At 36.1% G+C, this 19,533-nt stretch carries 16 protein-coding genes and 4 tRNA genes; 19 read left to right on the forward strand and 1 reads right to left on the reverse strand.

The features are described 5' to 3' along the window. Window positions 1-172 precede the first annotated feature (172 nt). Window positions 173-1,333, reverse strand: a complete 1,161-nt coding sequence (locus ACYSNX_RS06210; RefSeq protein WP_461753815.1) for a dicarboxylate/amino acid:cation symporter — start codon at window positions 1,331-1,333, stop codon at window positions 173-175. Between the two features lie 312 nt (window positions 1,334-1,645). Between ACYSNX_RS06210 and rpsU the strand changes: the two genes are divergently transcribed. From rpsU to ACYSNX_RS06305, 19 genes are all read left to right on the forward strand, one after another. After that, the gene (gene rpsU / locus ACYSNX_RS06215) at window positions 1,646-1,840 is read left to right on the forward strand and encodes a 30S ribosomal protein S21 (protein ID WP_461753816.1); all 195 of its coding nucleotides are present in this window, start codon (window positions 1,646-1,648) and stop codon (window positions 1,838-1,840) included. 65 nt (window positions 1,841-1,905) lie between these two features. Beyond that, complete coding sequence (locus ACYSNX_RS06220; RefSeq protein WP_461753817.1) at window positions 1,906-2,808, forward strand: tyrosine-type recombinase/integrase; 903 nt, start codon at window positions 1,906-1,908, stop codon at window positions 2,806-2,808. Between the two features lie 18 nt (window positions 2,809-2,826). Beyond that, window positions 2,827-3,126 carry a ribosome hibernation-promoting factor, HPF/YfiA family gene (gene hpf, locus ACYSNX_RS06225; RefSeq protein ID WP_461753818.1) on the forward strand — a complete coding sequence of 100 codons (300 nt, stop codon included), beginning with the start codon at window positions 2,827-2,829 and terminating at the stop codon, window positions 3,124-3,126. A 96-nt stretch (window positions 3,127-3,222) separates the two neighbouring features. Continuing rightward, window positions 3,223-3,296 (forward strand) — tRNA-Thr (locus ACYSNX_RS06230). Between the two features lie 26 nt (window positions 3,297-3,322). Next, a tRNA-Tyr gene (locus ACYSNX_RS06235) sits at window positions 3,323-3,403 on the forward strand. A gap of 27 nt (window positions 3,404-3,430) precedes the next feature. Beyond that, window positions 3,431-3,502: transfer RNA gene (locus tag ACYSNX_RS06240), tRNA-Thr, on the forward strand. Window positions 3,503-3,560: 58 nt separating this feature from the next. Further along, complete coding sequence (tuf, locus tag ACYSNX_RS06245) at window positions 3,561-4,748, forward strand: elongation factor Tu (protein ID WP_461753819.1); 1,188 nt, start codon at window positions 3,561-3,563, stop codon at window positions 4,746-4,748. Window positions 4,749-4,803: 55 nt separating this feature from the next. Next, window positions 4,804-4,874 (forward strand) — tRNA-Trp (locus tag ACYSNX_RS06250). Window positions 4,875-4,889: 15 nt separating this feature from the next. After that, a complete protein-coding gene (gene secE / locus ACYSNX_RS06255; protein ID WP_461753820.1) occupies window positions 4,890-5,087 on the forward strand; it encodes a preprotein translocase subunit SecE in 198 nt (65 codons plus the stop codon). Between the two features lie 12 nt (window positions 5,088-5,099). Then, window positions 5,100-5,654 carry a transcription termination/antitermination protein NusG gene (gene nusG / locus ACYSNX_RS06260; RefSeq protein ID WP_461753821.1) on the forward strand — a complete coding sequence of 185 codons (555 nt, stop codon included), beginning with the start codon at window positions 5,100-5,102 and terminating at the stop codon, window positions 5,652-5,654. 54 nt (window positions 5,655-5,708) lie between these two features. Further along, a complete protein-coding gene (gene rplK, locus ACYSNX_RS06265; RefSeq protein ID WP_461753822.1) occupies window positions 5,709-6,146 on the forward strand; it encodes a 50S ribosomal protein L11 in 438 nt (145 codons plus the stop codon). An 18-nt stretch (window positions 6,147-6,164) separates the two neighbouring features. Then, window positions 6,165-6,854 carry a 50S ribosomal protein L1 gene (gene rplA, locus ACYSNX_RS06270; protein ID WP_461753823.1) on the forward strand — a complete coding sequence of 230 codons (690 nt, stop codon included), beginning with the start codon at window positions 6,165-6,167 and terminating at the stop codon, window positions 6,852-6,854. Between the two features lie 22 nt (window positions 6,855-6,876). Further along, complete coding sequence (rplJ, locus tag ACYSNX_RS06275) at window positions 6,877-7,365, forward strand: 50S ribosomal protein L10 (protein WP_461753824.1); 489 nt, start codon at window positions 6,877-6,879, stop codon at window positions 7,363-7,365. Window positions 7,366-7,452: 87 nt separating this feature from the next. Then, complete coding sequence (gene rplL / locus ACYSNX_RS06280) at window positions 7,453-7,821, forward strand: 50S ribosomal protein L7/L12 (protein ID WP_461753825.1); 369 nt, start codon at window positions 7,453-7,455, stop codon at window positions 7,819-7,821. A 127-nt stretch (window positions 7,822-7,948) separates the two neighbouring features. Next, on the forward strand, window positions 7,949-11,761 hold the full coding sequence (gene rpoB, locus ACYSNX_RS06285; RefSeq protein ID WP_461753826.1) for a DNA-directed RNA polymerase subunit beta: 3,813 nt from the start codon (window positions 7,949-7,951) through the stop codon (window positions 11,759-11,761). A gap of 72 nt (window positions 11,762-11,833) precedes the next feature. After that, a complete protein-coding gene (rpoC, locus tag ACYSNX_RS06290) occupies window positions 11,834-16,105 on the forward strand; it encodes a DNA-directed RNA polymerase subunit beta' (RefSeq protein WP_461753827.1) in 4,272 nt (1,423 codons plus the stop codon). A 17-nt stretch (window positions 16,106-16,122) separates the two neighbouring features. Further along, the gene (locus tag ACYSNX_RS06295) at window positions 16,123-16,431 is read left to right on the forward strand and encodes a DUF3467 domain-containing protein (RefSeq protein ID WP_461753828.1); all 309 of its coding nucleotides are present in this window, start codon (window positions 16,123-16,125) and stop codon (window positions 16,429-16,431) included. Between the two features lie 393 nt (window positions 16,432-16,824). Further along, on the forward strand, window positions 16,825-17,823 hold the full coding sequence (gene pdhA, locus ACYSNX_RS06300) for a pyruvate dehydrogenase (acetyl-transferring) E1 component subunit alpha (RefSeq protein WP_461753829.1): 999 nt from the start codon (window positions 16,825-16,827) through the stop codon (window positions 17,821-17,823). Between the two features lie 8 nt (window positions 17,824-17,831). Next, a complete protein-coding gene (locus ACYSNX_RS06305; RefSeq protein WP_461753830.1) occupies window positions 17,832-19,460 on the forward strand; it encodes a 2-oxo acid dehydrogenase subunit E2 in 1,629 nt (542 codons plus the stop codon). Window positions 19,461-19,533 lie beyond the last annotated feature (73 nt).

A 19,533-nucleotide genomic window follows, 5' to 3' on the forward strand; every position in this document is an offset into this window, starting at 1 on the left:
AACCTGTGAATTTTAAAAAACAGGTAAATATAAACAGAAAGAGGTAAACTATAAAAGCGATTGCTTTTAATAGTTTACCTCTTTACTTTAAGCTTCTATTTTAAAAAGGGACTTTTTCAGTGCCCTCCTCAATGAGTGCTCCATTTTTTTATGTTGTTTATATTGGTAGGTATTATTCTTTTTTCTCAGAGTATTTTGTTACCATTAAACTTAATGCCCCATCACCTGCTATATTACAAGCTGTTCCAAAACTATCTTGTAATGCAAAAATGGTTAATGTTAATGCAATTCCAGCGTCATCAAAACCAAGAACTGATGCAATAATACCTAATGATGCCATAACTGTACCTCCAGGAACACCAGGTGCTCCAATTGCGAAAATTCCTAAAAGGATAATAAAGACAATCATAGTTGCTAAAGTTGGTAGGGTACCATATAATACTAAAGAAACTGTCATTACAAAGAAAACTTCTGTTAATACAGATCCACAAAGATGGATGTTAGAGAAGAACGGAATGGTAAAGTTTGTAATTTCTGGTTTTAAAACTTTGCTTTTATGTGCTGATTGTAATGCTACCCCTAATGAAGCGGCTGAGGACATTGTTCCTACTGCAGTAAGATAGGCAGATGGATAATGACGAATTACCTCCCAAGGGTTTTTCTTAGAATATACACCAGCCATTGTATATAAAAATGCTAACCATACAAAATGTGCTGCAATTACAATAAGAATCACCGTTAAGAATACTGGTAATTGAGATTGTATAGAACCCTCATAACTTAATAGTGCAAAGTTTGCCATAATATAAATAGGCAGAATTGGTACAAGTACGCGGTTTACTAAAAGTAGTACGATATCTTTGAATTGATCAAAAATTCTCTCTAGTTCTTTAGACTGTATCCAAAGGATACCTACTCCTATCATTAAAGCTAGGGTCAAAGCAGTCATTACACCAAATACAGGTGGAATGTCTAATTTGAATAACATCTCAGGTAGCTCTTTTAAGGAATGTACATTATTTTCAATTTCTAAATTTGGTAATATAGAATAACCTAGGAAAGAAGAGAAGAATCCTGCTCCAACACTTGATAAGTATGCAATTGCAATAGAAAAGCCAATGATTTTAGTGGAGCCCCTATCTAATTTTGTAATCGAGGATACTACAAAACCTAAAATAATTAGTGGTACTAAAAATAAAATAATTTGCCCTAATACATGTCGTACAGATAAAGTAACTTGAAGAGCAAAGTCTCCTAACAAAGGCCCTATTATTAATCCAATTACTACACCTAGTAAAAGACGGACAATTGTGTTGTTGAATATTTTTAACATTTGAAATAAGTGTTTATTTATTTTAAAGATAATTAAAATTTTCACCAAAATTAAGGTTATTTATTTTTTGCGTCCTTGTGAAAGTAGGTAAATACCACAAATATGGTATAGCTGTGTTTTTGGCTTATTTGTAAGTTAAGTCATTTAATAGAGGATAAATTTTAGTAAGCTGTAGATGCTCAGAAACTTAGTGTTTTTTTGGCTTTAGTCTGTTATTTTCTATTTATTTTTAAAAAAATATATATTTTTTCTTGTAGAGTGTAGAAAATGTACTACTTTTGCACCAACAAATGAGAGGAGGTGTATGAAAACATGTTAATCATTCCAATTAAAGACGGAGAAAATATCGATAGAGCACTTAAGCGCTACAAAAGAAAATTTGACAGAACAGGAACTTTACGTCAGTTAAGATCTCGTCAATACTTCTCGAAACCTTCTGTACTTAAAAGAGACAAAATGCAAAAAGCTGAATACATTCAGCATTTAAGAGATGCTGTAGAATTCTAAGCAATCTTTTAAAAAATAAATTAACCGTTGTAATAAAGTAGTAACTTTGTTACAACGGTTTTTTTATGGAAAAAAATATTTCAAAATTTTTAGATTTTATTGCTAAAGAGAAAGGGTATTCTACTCTTACATTAAAAGCCTATGGGGATGACTTAAGTGCTTTTGATAGTTTTAGTACTACCTTGGGTTTTTCTTTGGTAGAGGTGAATTATGATATTGTTCGAGCGTGGATCGTTTCTTTATCGGAGCAAGGATTTGCTAATCGTTCCATTAATAGGAAAATTAGTACTCTGCGTAGTTTTTATAAATTTATGCAGCAAGTTGGGCAGGTCAGAGTTCATCCTTTGCAATTGCATCGATCTTTAAAGGTGGAAAAGAAATTACATTTGCCTTTTTCGCAAAATGAAATAGATAAAGTTCGTTCAAGCCTAAAGGAGAATTCGGATTTAGAATCTCAAAGGGATTTATTAGTTATCGATTTACTTTATATGTTAGGGTTGCGTAGAGCTGAACTTGTAGCTTTGAGGGTGGAGGATTTTGATTTTTACTCTAAGCAAGTAAAAATTCATGGTAAAGGTGATAAAGTACGCTATTTGCCTGTTTTGCCAGAACTCTGTCAAAGTATTTTCTCTTACTTGGAAGTGGTAAGTGAATTATGGGGAGTTTCCAAGACCAAGGGATGGCTTTTATATAGAGACAGGGCAAATAAAGTGAATGAAATGTTTGTTTATCGGTTAATAAATCGCTATTTTAGTGTTGTTACTACAAAGGAGAAGAAGAGTCCTCATGTGCTAAGGCATTCTTTCGCATCTCATTTAATAGAAGGGGGGGCGGATATTAATTCAGTAAAAGAATTAATGGGACATGAGAGTCTTTCTACTACACAGATTTATACTCAAGTAAATTTGAAGGAATTAAAGAGGGTTTATCAAAGTGCGCATCCTAGAGTAGATAAAGAGGATAATTAACCATTAAATTTATTATTTATGAAAGTAAACATTCAGGCTACAAATTTTAATGTTGACCGTAAATTGGTTGATTTTATAAACGAGCGTTTAGGGAAAGTTGCTAAGTTTTATGACAAAGTTATTGCAATTGAAGTTTTTTTAAAGCTTGAAAATAATAATGAAAAGGAGAATAAAACGGCTGAAATTAAGATGCTGGTTCCAGGAGATGAGCTAGTGGTTAAGAAGACTAGTAAGTCTTTTGAAGAAAGTTCTGATCTAGGTGCAGACGCTATAGAACGTTTGTTGATGAAATATAAAGAGAAAACTAAAGCATATTAATTGAAAAAAATAGTGAAATTGTTTTTTTTAATCAATAAAATATATACATTTGCAGTCCGTTAGAAATAGCGGACTTTTTCTATTGAGTAAAAAAATGCCGGTGTAGCTCAGTTGGCTAGAGCAGCTGATTTGTAATCAGCAGGTCGTGGGTTCGAGTCCCTCCATCGGCTCAAAGTAGAAATGAAGTAAAGATATTGGGGAGATACTCAAGCGGCCAACGAGGACGGACTGTAAATCCGTTGGGTAACCTTCGCAGGTTCGAATCCTGCTCTCCCCACTACTAAATATAAGGAGAATAGAATAAGCCGGTGTAGCTCAGGGGTAGAGTGCTTCCTTGGTAAGGAAGAGGTCACGGGTTCAAATCCCGTCATTGGCTCAGGTTTTTTTATTATATTTGAACACTAATTATATAACTAAGATTAAATTATTAAATCATGGCAAAGGAAACTTTTGATCGTTCAAAGCCGCACTTAAACATCGGTACTATTGGACACGTGGATCACGGAAAAACAACTACTACTGCAGCAATTTCTAAAGTATTGTCAGATGCTGGATATTCAGAAGCTAGATCTTTCGATCAAATTGATAACGCTCCAGAAGAAAAAGAACGTGGAATTACAATTAACACTTCTCACGTAGAATATGCTACAGCTAACCGTCACTACGCTCACGTTGACTGTCCAGGTCACGCGGATTACGTTAAGAACATGGTTACTGGAGCTGCACAAATGGATGGTGCTATTCTTGTTGTTGCTGCAACAGATGGTCCAATGCCACAAACTCGTGAGCACATCTTATTAGGTCGCCAAGTAGGTATTCCTAGAATTGTTGTTTTCATGAACAAAGTTGACTTAGTAGACGATGCTGAGTTATTAGAACTTGTTGAAATGGAAATTAGAGATTTATTATCTTTCTACCAATATGATGGAGATAATGGTCCAGTAGTTCAAGGTTCTGCTTTAGGAGCTTTAAACGGTGAGCAACAATGGGTTGACAAATTATTGGAATTAATGGAAGCTGTTGATAACTGGATCGAAGAGCCAGTACGTGATACAGAAAAACCATTCTTAATGCCAGTAGAAGACGTATTTACAATTACAGGACGTGGAACTGTTGCTACAGGTCGTATCGAAACTGGAATTGCTAATACTGGAGATGCTGTTGAAATTATCGGTATGGGAGCTGATAAATTAACTTCTACAATTACAGGAGTTGAGATGTTCCGTAAGATCCTTGATAGAGGTGAAGCTGGAGATAACGTTGGTCTATTATTAAGAGGTATTGACAAAACTGATATCCGTCGTGGAATGGTTATTGTTAAGCCAGGATCTGTTAAGCCACACGCTAAATTCAAAGCAGAGGTTTATATCCTTAAGAAAGAAGAAGGTGGACGTCACACTCCATTCCATAACAACTACCGTCCTCAGTTCTACGTACGTACAACTGACGTAACTGGAACTATCCAATTACCAGAAGGAGTAGAAATGGTTATGCCTGGAGATAACTTAACTATCACTGTTGAGTTATTAAACCCAATCGCTTTATCAGTAGGTTTACGTTTCGCTATCCGTGAAGGAGGTAGAACAGTAGGTGCTGGTCAGGTAACTGAAATTTTAGACTAATTTATTAGTATAAATAAAAACTTAAAGTCAGCGATTTATCGCTGACTTTAAACAAACGGGTGTAGTTCAAGGGTAGAATAGCGGTCTCCAAAACCGTTGATGGGGGTTCGAATCCCTCCACCCGTGCAAATAAGATATCATATGGCAAAGATTTTTAATTATATATCGGAGTCGTTTACGGAATTAAAAACTAATATGACATGGTCTCCATGGGCTGAAGTGCAACGTAAAACGATTATTGTAGCAGTGTTTGCAATAGTGTTTTCATTAGCAACTTGGGGTGTGGATTCTTTGTTTGGAGAGTTTTTAGGTGTGTTCTATAAATGGGCTAAAGCATAAAGAAATTATATTATGGCTGATACAAGCGTGAAAAAATGGTATGTAGTTCGTGCAGTTAGTGGACAAGAAAACAAAGTGAAGAATTATATCGAATCTGAGATTTCTAGACTAGGGCTTTCTGACTACTTATCGCAGGTTTTAGTACCTACAGAAAAGTTCGTTACTCATGATAAAAACGGAAAAAAGAAAACTACAGAGCGTGTTTATTTTCCTGGTTATGTGATGATCGAAGCAAATCTTACAGGTGAAGTTCCTCACGCAATTAAATCAATTACTGGTGTAATTGGTTTCTTAGGGGAAACAAGAGGTGGTGAGCCTGTGCCTTTGAGAGAAGCTGAAGTAAATCGTATGCTAGGACGAGTAGACGAATTGTCTGTGAAGATAGACACTGGAGTTATTCCTTATGAAGTTGGTGAAAGTGTTAAGGTTGTTGACGGACCATTTAATGGTTTCGATGGAGTAGTAGAAAACATCAACGAAGAAAAGCGCAAGCTTGAAGTAATGGTAAAAATCTTCGGAAGAAAGACACCTTTAGAATTGAATTTTACTCAAGTAGAAAAATTATAATGTTACATACATACGCATCTTGCTTCCAATTGAGATGTGCTAAATTTTTAAGAAATGGCAAAAGAAATTAGTAAAGTAGTTAAACTACAAGTTAAGGGAGGTGCTGCGAATCCTTCGCCACCGGTTGGACCTGCTTTGGGGGCTGCTGGAGTTAACATCATGGAGTTCTGTAAGCAATTTAACGCTAGAACACAAGATAAAGCCGGCAAAATTTTACCAGTACAAATTACTGTGTATAAAGACAAATCTTTTGAATTTGTTGTTAAAACGCCACCTGCTGCTGTTCAATTATTAGAGGCTGCGAAAGTGAAATCTGGATCTGGAGAGCCTAACAGAAAAAAAGTTGCTAGCGTAACTTGGGATCAAGTACGTGCAATTGCAGAAGATAAAATGCCTGATTTAAATGCATTTACTGTTGAAGCAGCTATGACTATGGTAGCTGGTACTGCAAGAAGTATGGGTATATCAGTAACAGGAACAGCTCCTTTTTAATTGTAAAAGACAGAAGAAATGGCAAAATTGACAAAAAAGCAAAAAGAAGCAGCTGCTAAGATTGAGAAAAACAGATTGTATTCTTTAACTGATGCTTCTGCATTAATTAAAGATGTTGCAACTGCAAAATTTGATGAATCTGTAGATATCGCTGTGCGTTTAGGAGTAGATCCTCGTAAAGCTAACCAAATGGTTCGTGGTGTTGTAACTTTACCTCACGGTACTGGAAAAGACGTTAGAGTTTTAGCATTAGTTACTCCAGATAAGGAGGCTGAAGCTAAAGAAGCTGGAGCTGACTATGTTGGATTAGATGAGTACTTACAGAAGATTAAAGACGGTTGGACAGATGTTGATGTTATCATCACTATGCCTGCTGTTATGGGTAAATTGGGTCCTTTAGGAAGAATTTTAGGACCAAGAGGTTTAATGCCTAACCCTAAAACTGGTACAGTTACTATGGACGTAGCGAAAGCTGTTCAAGAAGTAAAAGCTGGTAAAATCGATTTTAAAGTTGATAAAACTGGAATTGTTCACGCGGGAATCGGAAAAGTATCTTTTGATGCTGAGAAAATCGCTGAGAACGCGTCTGAATTAATTCAAACATTATTAAAATTAAAACCAACTGCAGCTAAAGGTACTTATATCAAGTCTATTCATATATCTAGTACAATGAGCCCAGCTATTGCTTTAGATCCTAAAGCGGTATAATTGGTAAATAAAAATTATAAGTATGACTAGAGAACAAAAAGCAGTTGCGATAGAGGACTTAAAAGCTAAGTTAGCTGATAATAATGTTATCTACATCGCTGATATTTCGGGATTAAATGCAGAAGTAACTTCTAACTTAAGAAAAGCTTGTTATAAAGCAGGTGTATCTTTAGAAGTAGTTAAAAATACATTGCTTGTAAAAGCTATGGAAGCTTCTGATAGAAACTACGAGGAGTTACCATCTACTTTAAAAGGAAACAGTGCTATTATGTTTGCTGAGACAGCTAATGCTCCAGCAAAAATTATCAAGGAATTCAGCAAGAAAGCTGAGAAGCCATCTGTTAAAGGTGCTTTCATCATGGATGAAGTTTACACAGGTGAGAACTTACTTGATACATTAGTAAGCATCAAATCTAAAGAAGAGGTTATTGGAGAAATCATTGGATTACTTCAGTCTCCAGCTCAAAGAGTTATTTCGGCTCTTAAAAACCAATTTAAAGACGAAGAGTAGTAGATACTTCTCCTTGGATTTAAATGTTCAGAATGAACGCACATTAATAAAACATATTTTTTTTACAAATCATTAAAAGATAGAAAAATGGCAGATTTGAAACAATTCGCAGAACAATTAGTTAACTTAACAGTAAAAGAAGTTAACGAATTAGCAACTATATTAAAAGACGAATACGGAATCGAACCAGCTGCTGCTGCTGTAGTAGTTGCAGGTGGAGCTGACGGTGCAGGAGCTGAAGAGCAAACTGAATTCACTGTAGTATTAAAAGAAGCAGGAGCTTCTAAATTAGCTGTAGTTAAAGCTGTTAAAGAATTAACAGGTTTAGGATTAAAAGAAGCTAAGGATATCGTAGATTCAGTACCTGCTAACATCAAAGAAGGAATTTCTAAAGATGAGGCAGAAGGTCTTAAGAAAGCATTAGAAGAAGCTGGAGCTGTAGTAGAGCTTAAATAAGCATTCTTTCTAAAATATACTCGGTTTAGGTCTTGGGAGCACATCCAAAGGCCTAAACCATTTTGCGTATAATTCTGTTTGTACGTAAAATTCTATTCAAATTCTAATCAAAATTTTTTGTCCATTGATGATTACAAATCAGACTGAAAGATTAAATTTTGCTTCTACGAAGAACATTCCTGCGTATCCAGATTTTCTAGATATTCAGGTTAAGTCTTTTAAGGATTTCTTTCAATTAGAAACGAAGTCCGATGAGAGAGGCAAGGAAGGTTTGTACAATACCTTCATGGAGAACTTCCCGATTACTGATACAAGAAACCAGTTCGTGTTGGAGTTCCTTGATTACTTTGTTGACCCTCCGCGTTATTCTATTGAAGAATGTATCGATAGAGGACTAACTTATAGCGTTCCGCTTAAGGCTCGCTTGAAGCTTTACTGTACTGATCCTGAACACGAAGATTTTGAAACAATCGTTCAAGATGTTTATTTAGGAACAATACCGTACATGACTCCAAGTGGTACTTTCGTAATCAATGGTGCTGAGAGAGTTGTGGTTTCACAATTACACCGTTCACCTGGTGTTTTCTTTGGTCAGTCATTTCACGCAAATGGTACAAAGTTATATTCAGCAAGAGTTATCCCATTTAAGGGTTCTTGGATTGAGTTTGCTACCGATATTAATAGCGTTATGTACGCTTATATCGATAGAAAGAAAAAGTTACCTGTTACAACCTTATTCCGTGCAATTGGATTTGAGAGAGACAAGGATATCCTAGAGATTTTCGATCTTGCAGAAGAGGTAAAAGTATCAAAAACAGGTTTAAAAAAATATATAGGACGAAGACTTGCTGCGCGTGTTTTAAACACTTGGCACGAGGACTTCGTTGATGAGGATACTGGAGAGGTTGTTTCAATTGAAAGAAATGAGATTATCTTAGACCGTGATACAGTCCTAGATAAAGATAATGTCGAAGAAATCATTGATGCTAACGTTAAAACTATCCTTTTACATAAAGACGATAATAATCAGGCAGATTATGCCATCATACATAATACCTTGCAAAAGGACCCTACTAACTCCGAAAAGGAAGCAGTAGAGCACATTTACCGTCAATTGCGTAATGCAGAACCGCCTGATGAGGAAACTGCACGTGGTATTATCGATAAATTATTCTTCTCTGATCAACGTTACAATCTAGGTGAAGTTGGTCGTTACAGAATGAATAAGAAACTTAATCTTGATACCCCTATTGACAAACAAGTTTTAACAAAAGAAGATATTATTACTATTGTTAAGTACTTAATTGAATTAATTAACTCTAAAGCAGAGATTGATGATATTGACCACTTATCTAACCGTCGTGTTAGAACTGTTGGTGAACAACTTTCAGCTCAATTTGGAGTAGGTTTAGCTCGTATGGCTAGAACAATTCGTGAGCGTATGAACGTACGTGATAATGAAGTGTTCACGCCAATTGACTTAATTAACGCTAAGACATTGTCTTCTGTTATTAATTCTTTTTTCGGGACTAACCAGTTATCTCAATTTATGGATCAAACCAATCCATTAGCAGAGATTACGCACAAACGTCGTTTATCAGCTTTAGGACCTGGTGGTTTATCAAGGGAAAGAGCAGGTTTCGAGGTACGTGACGTTCACTATACTCATTACGGACGTTTATGTCCTATTGAGACACCAGAGGGTCCGAACATTGGATTAATTTCTTCTTTAGCTGTATATGCTAAAGTTAACAATATGGGGTTCATCGAAACTCCATACCGCAAGGTTAACGAAGGAGTAGTAGATATCACTGGAGAACCTGTGTATTTAAGTGCAGAGGAAGAGGAGGGAATGTTAATTGCGCAAGCGAACGTTCCACAAGATGACAATGGAAAAATTACTGAAGAGCGTGTTGTTGTTAAAGAAGAGGGGGATTTCCCGGTTGTAGAACCAAAAGATCTTCACTTTACAGACGTAGCACCAAATCAGATTGCTTCTATTTCGGCTTCTTTAATTCCTTTCTTAGAGCATGATGATGCCAACCGTGCTTTGATGGGATCAAACATGATGCGTCAAGCTGTACCTTTATTACGTCCAGAGTCACCAATTGTTGGAACTGGATTAGAAAGACAAGTTGCTTCTGATTCTAGAGTGTTAATAAACGCTGAAGGAAATGGAACGGTGGAATACGTAGATGCACAGAAGATTATTATTAAGTATGATCGTACGGATGAAGAACGTTTAATTAGCTTCGATACGGACGAAAAGACATATAATCTAATTAAGTTTAGAAAAACCAACCAAAGTACAAGTATCAACCTTAAGCCTATCGTAAGAAGAGGTGATAGAGTTGAAAAAGGACAAGTACTTTGTGATGGATATGCTACACAAGACGGAGAATTAGCTCTTGGACGTAACTTACAAGTGGCATTTATGCCATGGAAAGGTTACAACTTCGAGGATGCTATTGTAATTTCTGAAAAAGTAGTAAGAGAGGATATTTTTACATCTATTCACATTGATGATTATACTTTAGAAGTTAGAGATACTAAATTAGGGAATGAAGAGTTAACAAACGATATTCCTAACGTTAGTGAAGAAGCTACTAAAGATCTAGATGAGAACGGTATGATCCGTATCGGTGCTGAAGTAAAACCTGGTGATATTTTAATTGGTAAGATTACTCCAAAAGGAGAGTCAGATCCAACACCAGAAGAAAAATTACTTCGTGCTATTTTCGGTGATAAAGCTGGAGATGTTAAGGATGCTTCACTAAAAGCGTCTCCTTCATTAAGAGGAGTTGTTTTAGATAAAAAACTATTTGCTCGTGCAGTAAAAGATAAACGTAAGCGTTCAAAAGATAAAGACGAATTGGCTTTATTAGAGACGAAATTTGAAGTTAAATTCAATGAGTTAAAAGAGCGTCTTGTGGATAAACTTTTCTTTATTGTTAATGGTAAAACATCTCAAGGTGTTCTTAACGATTTAGGAGAAGAAGTATTACCAAAAGGTAAGAAATTTACTCAAAAAATGCTTCATGCTGTTGAGGATTTCGCACACTTAACAAAAGGTCAATGGACTACTGATGAAGAGGCAAACCGTATGATTACTGATTTAATCCATAATTACAAGATTAAATTAAATGATCTACAGGGAGTTCTTAGAAGAGAGAAGTTCATGATTACTGTTGGAGATGAATTACCTTCTGGAATTCTTAAATTAGCAAAAGTTTATATTGCTAAAAAGAGAAAACTACGCGTTGGAGATAAGATGGCTGGTCGTCACGGAAATAAAGGTATTGTTGCTAGAATCGTAAGAGACGAAGATATGCCTTTCTTAGAAGATGGTACACCAGTTGATATTGTGTTAAACCCGTTAGGGGTACCTTCACGTATGAACATTGGGCAGATTTACGAAACTGTTCTTGGATGGGCTGGATTAAACTTAGGTAAGAAATTTGCTACACCTATTTTTGACGGAGCTAATTTAGATCAGATCAACGCACTTACAGATGAAGCTGGTATTCCTAGATTTGGACATACTTACCTTTATGATGGAGGTACGGGAGAAAGATTCCACCAAAGAGCAACAGTGGGTGTAATTTACATGTTGAAATTAGGACACATGGTAGATGATAAAATGCACGCACGTTCAATCGGTCCTTATTCACTTATTACGCAACAGCCTTTAGGAGGTAAAGCGCAATTCGGAGGACAGCGTTTTGGAGAGATGGAGGTATGGGCTTTAGAGGCTTATGGTGCATCTAGTACTTTACGTGAGATTTTGACGGTGAAGTCGGATGACGTTATTGGTAGAGCGAAAACTTACGAAGCAATCGTTAAAGGAGAAACTATGCCAGAACCAGGATTACCTGAATCATTCAATGTATTAATGCATGAATTGAAAGGGCTTGGATTAGACATCAGATTAGAAGAATAAACTAAGATTATAGAGTAAGTGACTTTTTTGTCACTTACTCTTTATATCAACACTTTAACAAGTAAGTTTACCATGAATAAAAATAAAGAGAAAAATACCGTTAAAAGGTTTAATAAAATCTCAATTGGTTTAGCTTCACCAGAATCTATTCTTGCAGAATCTAGAGGTGAGGTTTTAAAGCCAGAAACTATTAACTATCGTACTCATAAACCAGAAAGAGATGGTCTTTTCTGTGAGCGTATTTTCGGTCCTGTAAAAGATTATGAGTGTGCTTGTGGTAAGTATAAAAGAATCCGTTACAAGGGTATCGTTTGTGATCGTTGTGGAGTAGAAGTAACTGAGAAAAAAGTACGTAGAGATAGAGTAGGACATATTAACTTAGTTGTGCCTATCGCTCATATTTGGTATTTCCGTTCGCTTCCAAACAAGATTGGATATATTTTAGGGCTTCCTTCTAAGAAGCTAGATATGATTATTTACTATGAACGTTATGTTGTAATCCAACCAGGTATTGCAAAAAATGTTGATGGAGAAGAATTAAAACGTCTAGATTTCTTAACTGAAGAGGAGTACTTGAATATCTGTGATACTCTTCCGATGGAGAACCAATACTTAGATGATACTGATCCAAATAAATTCATCGCTAAAATGGGTGCTGAGTGTATTATGGATTTATTAGCTACTACAGATTTAGATCAATTGTCGTATACTTTACGTCACGCAGCTAATAATGAAACATCTAAACAAAGAAAAACAGAAGCGTTAAAACGTCTACAAGTAGTAGAGTCTTTCCGTGAATCTAATTTAAACCGTGAGAACAAACCAGAGTGGATGATCTTAAAAGTGATCCCAGTTATTCCACCTGAGTTACGTCCTTTAGTTCCATTAGATGGTGGTAGATTTGCTACTTCGGATTTAAATGATTTATACCGTCGTGTGATCATTAGAAACAACCGTTTAAAACGCTTGATGGAAATTAAGGCTCCTGAAGTTATTTTACGTAACGAAAAACGTATGCTTCAAGAGGCTGTTGACTCTTTATTTGATAACACTAGAAAATCTTCTGCAGTTAAAACTGAGTCAAACCGTCCTTTAAAATCCCTTTCTGATTCTCTTAAAGGTAAACAAGGTCGTTTCCGTCAAAACTTATTAGGAAAACGTGTGGACTATTCTGCTCGTTCAGTTATTGTCGTAGGACCTGAGCTGAAATTATACGAGTGTGGTATTCCTAAAGATATGGCTGCTGAGCTTTACAAACCTTTCGTTATTCGTAAGTTGATCGAAAGAGGAATTGTTAAGACAGTTAAATCTGCCAAAAAGATTATAGATAAGAAAGAACCAGTAGTATGGGACATCTTAGAAAACGTAATTAAAGGTCACCCAGTTTTATTAAACCGTGCTCCTACATTACACCGTTTAGGTATTCAGGCTTTCCAACCTAAGTTAATTGAGGGGAAAGCAATTCAGTTACACCCATTAGTGTGTACTGCCTTTAACGCGGATTTCGATGGTGACCAGATGGCTGTTCACTTACCTTTAGGTCCAGAAGCGATTTTAGAATCTCAATTGTTGATGCTTGCATCTCACAATATTCTTAACCCAGCTAATGGTGCTCCAATTACGGTACCATCTCAAGATATGGTACTTGGTCTTTATTATATGACTAAGTTACGTAAGAGCACTCCAGAGGAAATAGTAAAAGGAGAAGGATTAATTTTCTACTCTGTGGAAGAAGTTCACATTGCTATTAACGAAGGTAAGTTAGATCTTAATGCTGGTGTTAAAGTACGTGCAAGAGATTTTAATGCAAATGGTGAATTAGAATATCAAATCATTGAAACAACTGCAGGAAGAATTTTATTTAATGAAGTTGTTCCAGAAGTTGCAGGATTTATAAATGAAGTATTGACTAAAAAATCTTTAAGAGATATTATTGGTCGTATTTTAAACATCACTGACGTTCCAACTACTGCTAAGTTCCTAGATGATATCAAGGACATGGGGTATGGATATGCGTTCCGTGGGGGATTGTCTTTCTCTTTAGGAGATATTATCATCCCTGGACGTAAACAAGAGTTAATAGATGAGGCTAATACACAAGTAGATCATATTTCTATGAACTATAATATGGGTCTTATTACAAATAACGAACGTTACAACCAAGTTATTGATGTTTGGACTTCTACAAATGCTATGTTAACGGAATTAGCGATGAAGAATATTCGTGAAGACAAGCAAGGTTTCAACTCAGTTTATATGATGTTGGATTCTGGAGCTAGGGGATCGAAAGAACAGATTCGTCAGTTAACAGGTATGCGTGGTTTAATGGCTAAACCTAAAAAGTCAACTATAGGTGGTGGTGAAATTATTGAAAACCCGATTCTTTCTAACTTTAAAGAGGGTCTATCGATTTTAGAGTATTTCATTTCTACTCACGGTGCTCGTAAAGGTCTTGCCGATACGGCGTTAAAAACAGCTGATGCTGGATATTTAACACGTCGTTTACATGACGTAGCTCAAGATGTTATTGTTAATACAGTAGATTGTGGTACGTTACGTGGAATTGAAGTAAAAGCACTTAAGAAAAACGAGGAAGTAATCGAAAGTTTAGGGGAGCGCGTTTTAGGGCGTGTTGCGTTAAACGATATTATCAATCCTTTAAATTCTGAGGTGATTGTTAGTGCAGGAGAAGAAGTAATTGAAGCTCATTCAAAAGCTATTAATGCCGCGCCGATTGAGTCTATCGAGGTTCGTTCACCATTAACATGTGAAGCTAAAACTGGTATTTGTGCTAAATGTTACGGACGTAACTTAGCAACAGCTGGGATGGTTCAAAGAGGAGAAGCTGTTGGAGTTATTGCTGCACAGTCGATCGGAGAGCCTGGTACACAGTTAACATTAAGAACGTTCCACGTGGGAGGAACAGCAGGAAACATTTCTGAAACTTCAAGTATTAACGCTAAGTTTAAGGGTCGTCTAGAGATGGAAGACCTGAAGACAGTTAAAGGTGAAGACAACGAAGGAAATGCTATTGATATTGTAATTTCTCGTTCAACAGAGGCTAAGTTATATGATGTAAACACTGGAATTTTATTAACAACTAATAACATTCCTTATGGTTCAACGATTTATGTAGCTGATGGAGATGTAGTAGAAGAAGATACAACAATCTGTAAATGGGATCCATATAACGGAGTAATTGTTTCTGAGTTTACTGGTAAAATTGCTTACGAAGATATCGAGCAAGGTCAAACTTTCATGGTTGAGATCGATGAGCAAACAGGTTTCCAAGAAAAAGTTATTACAGAAAGTAGAAACAAGAAGTTAATTCCAACTTTATTAATCTACGGAAAAGATGGTGAACTTATTCGTTCATACAACTTACCAGTAGGTTCTCACTTAATGGTTAATGATGGAGAAAAAATTAAAGCTGGTAAAGTTTTAGTTAAGATTCCTCGTCATACATCTAAAGCGGGAGATATTACAGGAGGTTTACCAAGGATTACTGAGTTATTAGAAGCTCGTAATCCTTCGAATCCAGCTGTAGTATCTGAAATTGATGGAGTTGTTTCTTTTGGAAAAATCAAAAGAGGTAACCGTGAGATTATCGTAGAGTCTAAAACTGGTGATATTAGAAAATATTTGGTTAAATTATCTAACCAGATTCTAGTTCAAGAGAATGACTTCGTTAAAGCAGGTTTACCTTTATCAGACGGTGCAATTACACCAGAAGATATCTTGAGAATCCAAGGACCTTCAGCGGTTCAACAATACTTAGTAAACGAAATTCAAGAAGTTTACCGTTTACAAGGTGTAAAAATTAGTGATAAGCACTTTGAGGTTGTAATTCGTCAAATGATGCGTAAAGTAAGAATCCAAGATCCTGGAGATACTTTATTCTTAGAAGACCAATTAGTTCATGCTAGTGACTTTATTTACGAAAATGATCGTCTATTTGCAATGAAAGTTGTAGAGGATGCTGGAGAATCAGAGCACTTAAAAGAAGGACAAATCGTTTCTATGCGTGAGCTAAGAGATGAGAATTCTTTATTAAGACGTGAAGATAAAAATCTAGTTGTGGCTAGAGACGTAATGCCAGCTACTGGTACCCCTGTTTTACAAGGTATTACCCGTGCTTCGTTACAGACTAAGTCATTTATCTCTGCTGCTTCATTCCAGGAAACTACTAAAGTGTTAAACGAGGCTGCAGTAGCAGGTAAGGTAGATACACTTTCAGGATTGAAAGAAAACGTAATTGTTGGACACAGAATTCCTGCAGGTACTGGTATGAGAAGCTACGAGAATATCGTGGTTAGTTCATTAGAAGAAGATGGAATAATTTAATATTTTAAACTTTAACTATGTCAGAGCAAGAAAAAGGATTCAACATTGAAATCGACGAAAGTGTCTCAGAGGGGGTTTTTTCAAATTTGGCTATTATTAATCATTCTAGCACTGAATTTGTTGTAGACTTTGTCAGTATTATGCCTGGTATGCCAAAGCCAAGAGTTAAGTCTCGTATAATTATGACACCTCAACATGCCAAACGTCTATTAGTAGCTTTGCAAGAGAATATAGATAATTTTGAACAGGACAATGGTAAAATTCTTGATCAAAATAAAGCTCCTAACTTAGCTAGCCTTAATTTTGGCAATAAAGGGGAGGCATAGTAAATAGTTTTTAAGATAATACAAGGGCTCTACAGTTGTAGGGCCCTTTTTTATTTAATAGCATTGGGTGGTGGAGTTGTTTTAGTTTGCTAGGTGATATTTGTTGTTTTTAATAATTTAAGTTTTTTTCGTGTTCCACTTGAATATCTTCTTTTTAATGAGTTATATCATAAGTTGTTATGGATTTTAGTTGTTTTATCAAGGGGATTTGTTAAGTTGTAGTTGTTCTATCTATGTAGTTTCTCTATTATTTCTACTAGATGCTCAATTAAGTATAAATAAATTTTTCATTGTAAAGTAGATGTGCTATTTTTGCTAATCCACAGTAGTGTGGAGTATTGAACAAAGTCTGTATTTTTAAGGGACCTAGTCACTTAATTAAAGTAAAGTCATATGAAAGAAATTACAAAAGAAGTTTATCTTAAATGGTATGAAGAAATGCTATTTTGGAGAAAGTTTGAAGACAAGCTTGCCGCTTTATATATCCAACAAAAAGTAAGAGGGTTCTTACATTTATACAATGGGCAAGAAGCTGTTTTGGCAGGAGCTTTACACGCAATGGATTTGTCGAAAGACAAAATGATTACAGCATACAGAAACCACGTGCAACCTATTGGTTTAGGTGTTGATCCACGTAGAGTTATGGCTGAGTTATTAGGGAAGGCAACTGGTACATCTCAAGGTTTGGGAGGATCAATGCATATTTTCTCTAAAGAGCATAATTTCTATGGAGGACACGGTATTGTAGGTGGACAAATACCTTTAGGAGCAGGTTTAGCATTTGCAGACAAATACTTTGACCGTAAAGCAGTAACTATGTGCTATTTTGGAGATGGTGCTGCACGTCAAGGATCTTTACACGAAACTTTTAATATGGCCATGAACTGGAAATTACCAGTTGTATTTATTGTAGAAAACAACGGATACGCTATGGGTACTTCAGTTGAGCGTACTGCTAACCACTCTGATTTATGGAAATTAGGTTTAGGTTATGAGATGCCAAGCCAACCAGTAGATGGAATGAATCCTGTTAAGGTTGCTGAGGCTATGTATGAAGCTATTGAAAGAGCTCGTCGTGGAGATGGACCAACTTTCTTAGAAATGAAAACTTACCGTTATAGAGGACACTCTATGTCGGATGCACAACATTATCGTACTAAAGAGGAAGTTGAAGAGTATAAGAAAATTGACCCGATTACTCAAGTATTAGACGTAATCAAGGCAAATAATTATGCTAGTGAACAAGAAATTCAAGCTATAGATCAACGTGTGAAAGAGTTGGTTTTAGAGTGTGAAAAGTTCGCTGAGGAATCGGATTACCCAGATACCAACGTTATGTATGACGTAGTATATGATCAAGATGATTATCCTTTTTTATCACATAGATTATAATTAATATTATGGCAGATATAATTACAATGCCTCGCTTAAGCGATACCATGACAGAAGGTGTTGTTGCAGCTTGGTTAAAAAAAGTAGGAGATAAAATTTCAGAAGGGGATATTCTAGCTGAAATTGAAACAGATAAAGCAACAATGGAATTTGAGTCTTTTTACTCAGGGACTTTGTTGTACGTAGGTTTAAAAGAGGGAGAAACTGCAGATGTAGATACACTATTGGCAATTATTGGTCAAGAAGGTGAAGATATTTCTGCTATTATTCAAAATGGCGGAGTTGCTCCACAAGAGCAAGCTGCTCCTAATGTCGAAGCAGCGCCAGCTGCTGAAGTAGTAACTACAAAAGAGGCAGTTATGCCAGAAGGTGTGAAAGTGATCACAATGCCTCGTTTGAGTGATACTATGACAGATGGAACAGTTGCTTCATGGCTTAAGCATGTAGGTGATGTTGTTGAGGAAGGAGATATCCTTGCAGAGATTGAGACCGACAAAGCTACTATGGAGTTCGAAGCGTTCGAATCAGGACACTTACTATACATTGGTGTTAAAGAGGGTGAAACTGCTCCAGTGGATACAATATTGGCTATTTTAGGTCCTAACGGAACAGATGTTAGTGCTATTGTTGCAAACGGTGGAGTTGTAGCTCCTAAGGAAGAGACTACTGTAAAGGCTACTGCTGAAGCAACGACTCAAGAGCCTGTGGCTGTTGTTGGATCTGCGACAGAACAAACAGGACGTGTTTTTATTTCTCCATTAGCTCGTAAAATTGCCTTAGATAAAGGAATTACTTTATCTCAAGTTAAAGGTTCGGGTGAGAATGGTAGAATTATCAAGCGTGACGTTGAAAACTTCGTAGCTCCAGTTGCTCCAGTAGCAACAAAAGCTGCAGTTACTACGCCTGTAACGTCTACTTCAACTAGTGATGTTAAACCTTTTGCTATTGCAGGAGAAGTTAATATTGAGGAAATTAAAAACTCTCAAATGCGTAAGACTATTGCTCGTCGTTTAGCGGAGAGTAAATTTACTGCGCCTCATTACTATTTAACTATTGAAATTGCAATGGATAATGCAATGGAAAGTAGAAAGATTATCAATGCATTACCTGACACTAGAGTATCTTTCAATGATATGGTAGTAAAGGCTTGTGCAATGGCTCTTAAGAAACACCCACAAGTAAACAGCCAGTGGAGAGATGATGCAACAGTAATTAACCACCATGTAAATATTGGTGTAGCTGTAGCTGTAGAGGATGGTTTAGTGGTACCTGTATTACCATTTACCGATCAAATGTCTCTTACAAGTATTGGTACTAACGTAAAAGATTTAGCTGGTAAAGCAAAGTCTAAGAAGTTAACTCCAGCTCAAATGGACGGAAGTACTTTCACTGTATCTAACTTAGGTATGTTTGGAATTCAATCTTTTACTTCTATTATTAATCAACCAAACTCTGCGATTTTATCTGTAGGAGCTATTGTAGAAAAACCAGTAGTTAGAGATGGTCAAATAGTAGTAGGTAATACAATGACAGTAACTTTAGCTTGTGATCATAGAACAGTAGATGGAGCTACAGGAGCTCAATTCTTACAAACTTTAAAGAGTTTCATTGAAAATCCAGTGACAATGTTAGCTTAATTTTAATTAGCTTTATAATATTAAAAAGCCCGTTTACAAAACGGGCTTTTTTTATGGGATCTCTACCAAGACT

This window comes from Myroides sp. LJL115 (genome assembly GCF_054871665.1).

Excerpts from the sequence above, each read along its gene's own strand:
- ACYSNX_RS06210 (WP_461753815.1), bottom strand. The coding sequence starts at position 1,333 with ATGTTAAAAATATTCAACAACACAATTGTCCGTCTTTTACTAGGTGTA.
- rpsU (WP_461753816.1), top strand. The coding sequence starts at position 1,646 with ATGTTAATCATTCCAATTAAAGACGGAGAAAATATCGATAGAGCACTT.
- ACYSNX_RS06220 (WP_461753817.1), top strand. The coding sequence starts at position 1,906 with ATGGAAAAAAATATTTCAAAATTTTTAGATTTTATTGCTAAAGAGAAA.
- hpf (WP_461753818.1), top strand. The coding sequence starts at position 2,827 with ATGAAAGTAAACATTCAGGCTACAAATTTTAATGTTGACCGTAAATTG.
- tuf (WP_461753819.1), top strand. The coding sequence starts at position 3,561 with ATGGCAAAGGAAACTTTTGATCGTTCAAAGCCGCACTTAAACATCGGT.
- secE (WP_461753820.1), top strand. The coding sequence starts at position 4,890 with ATGGCAAAGATTTTTAATTATATATCGGAGTCGTTTACGGAATTAAAA.
- nusG (WP_461753821.1), top strand. The coding sequence starts at position 5,100 with ATGGCTGATACAAGCGTGAAAAAATGGTATGTAGTTCGTGCAGTTAGT.
- rplK (WP_461753822.1), top strand. The coding sequence starts at position 5,709 with ATGGCAAAAGAAATTAGTAAAGTAGTTAAACTACAAGTTAAGGGAGGT.
- rplA (WP_461753823.1), top strand. The coding sequence starts at position 6,165 with ATGGCAAAATTGACAAAAAAGCAAAAAGAAGCAGCTGCTAAGATTGAG.
- rplJ (WP_461753824.1), top strand. The coding sequence starts at position 6,877 with ATGACTAGAGAACAAAAAGCAGTTGCGATAGAGGACTTAAAAGCTAAG.
- rplL (WP_461753825.1), top strand. The coding sequence starts at position 7,453 with ATGGCAGATTTGAAACAATTCGCAGAACAATTAGTTAACTTAACAGTA.
- rpoB (WP_461753826.1), top strand. The coding sequence starts at position 7,949 with ATGATTACAAATCAGACTGAAAGATTAAATTTTGCTTCTACGAAGAAC.
- rpoC (WP_461753827.1), top strand. The coding sequence starts at position 11,834 with ATGAATAAAAATAAAGAGAAAAATACCGTTAAAAGGTTTAATAAAATC.
- ACYSNX_RS06295 (WP_461753828.1), top strand. The coding sequence starts at position 16,123 with ATGTCAGAGCAAGAAAAAGGATTCAACATTGAAATCGACGAAAGTGTC.
- pdhA (WP_461753829.1), top strand. The coding sequence starts at position 16,825 with ATGAAAGAAATTACAAAAGAAGTTTATCTTAAATGGTATGAAGAAATG.
- ACYSNX_RS06305 (WP_461753830.1), top strand. The coding sequence starts at position 17,832 with ATGGCAGATATAATTACAATGCCTCGCTTAAGCGATACCATGACAGAA.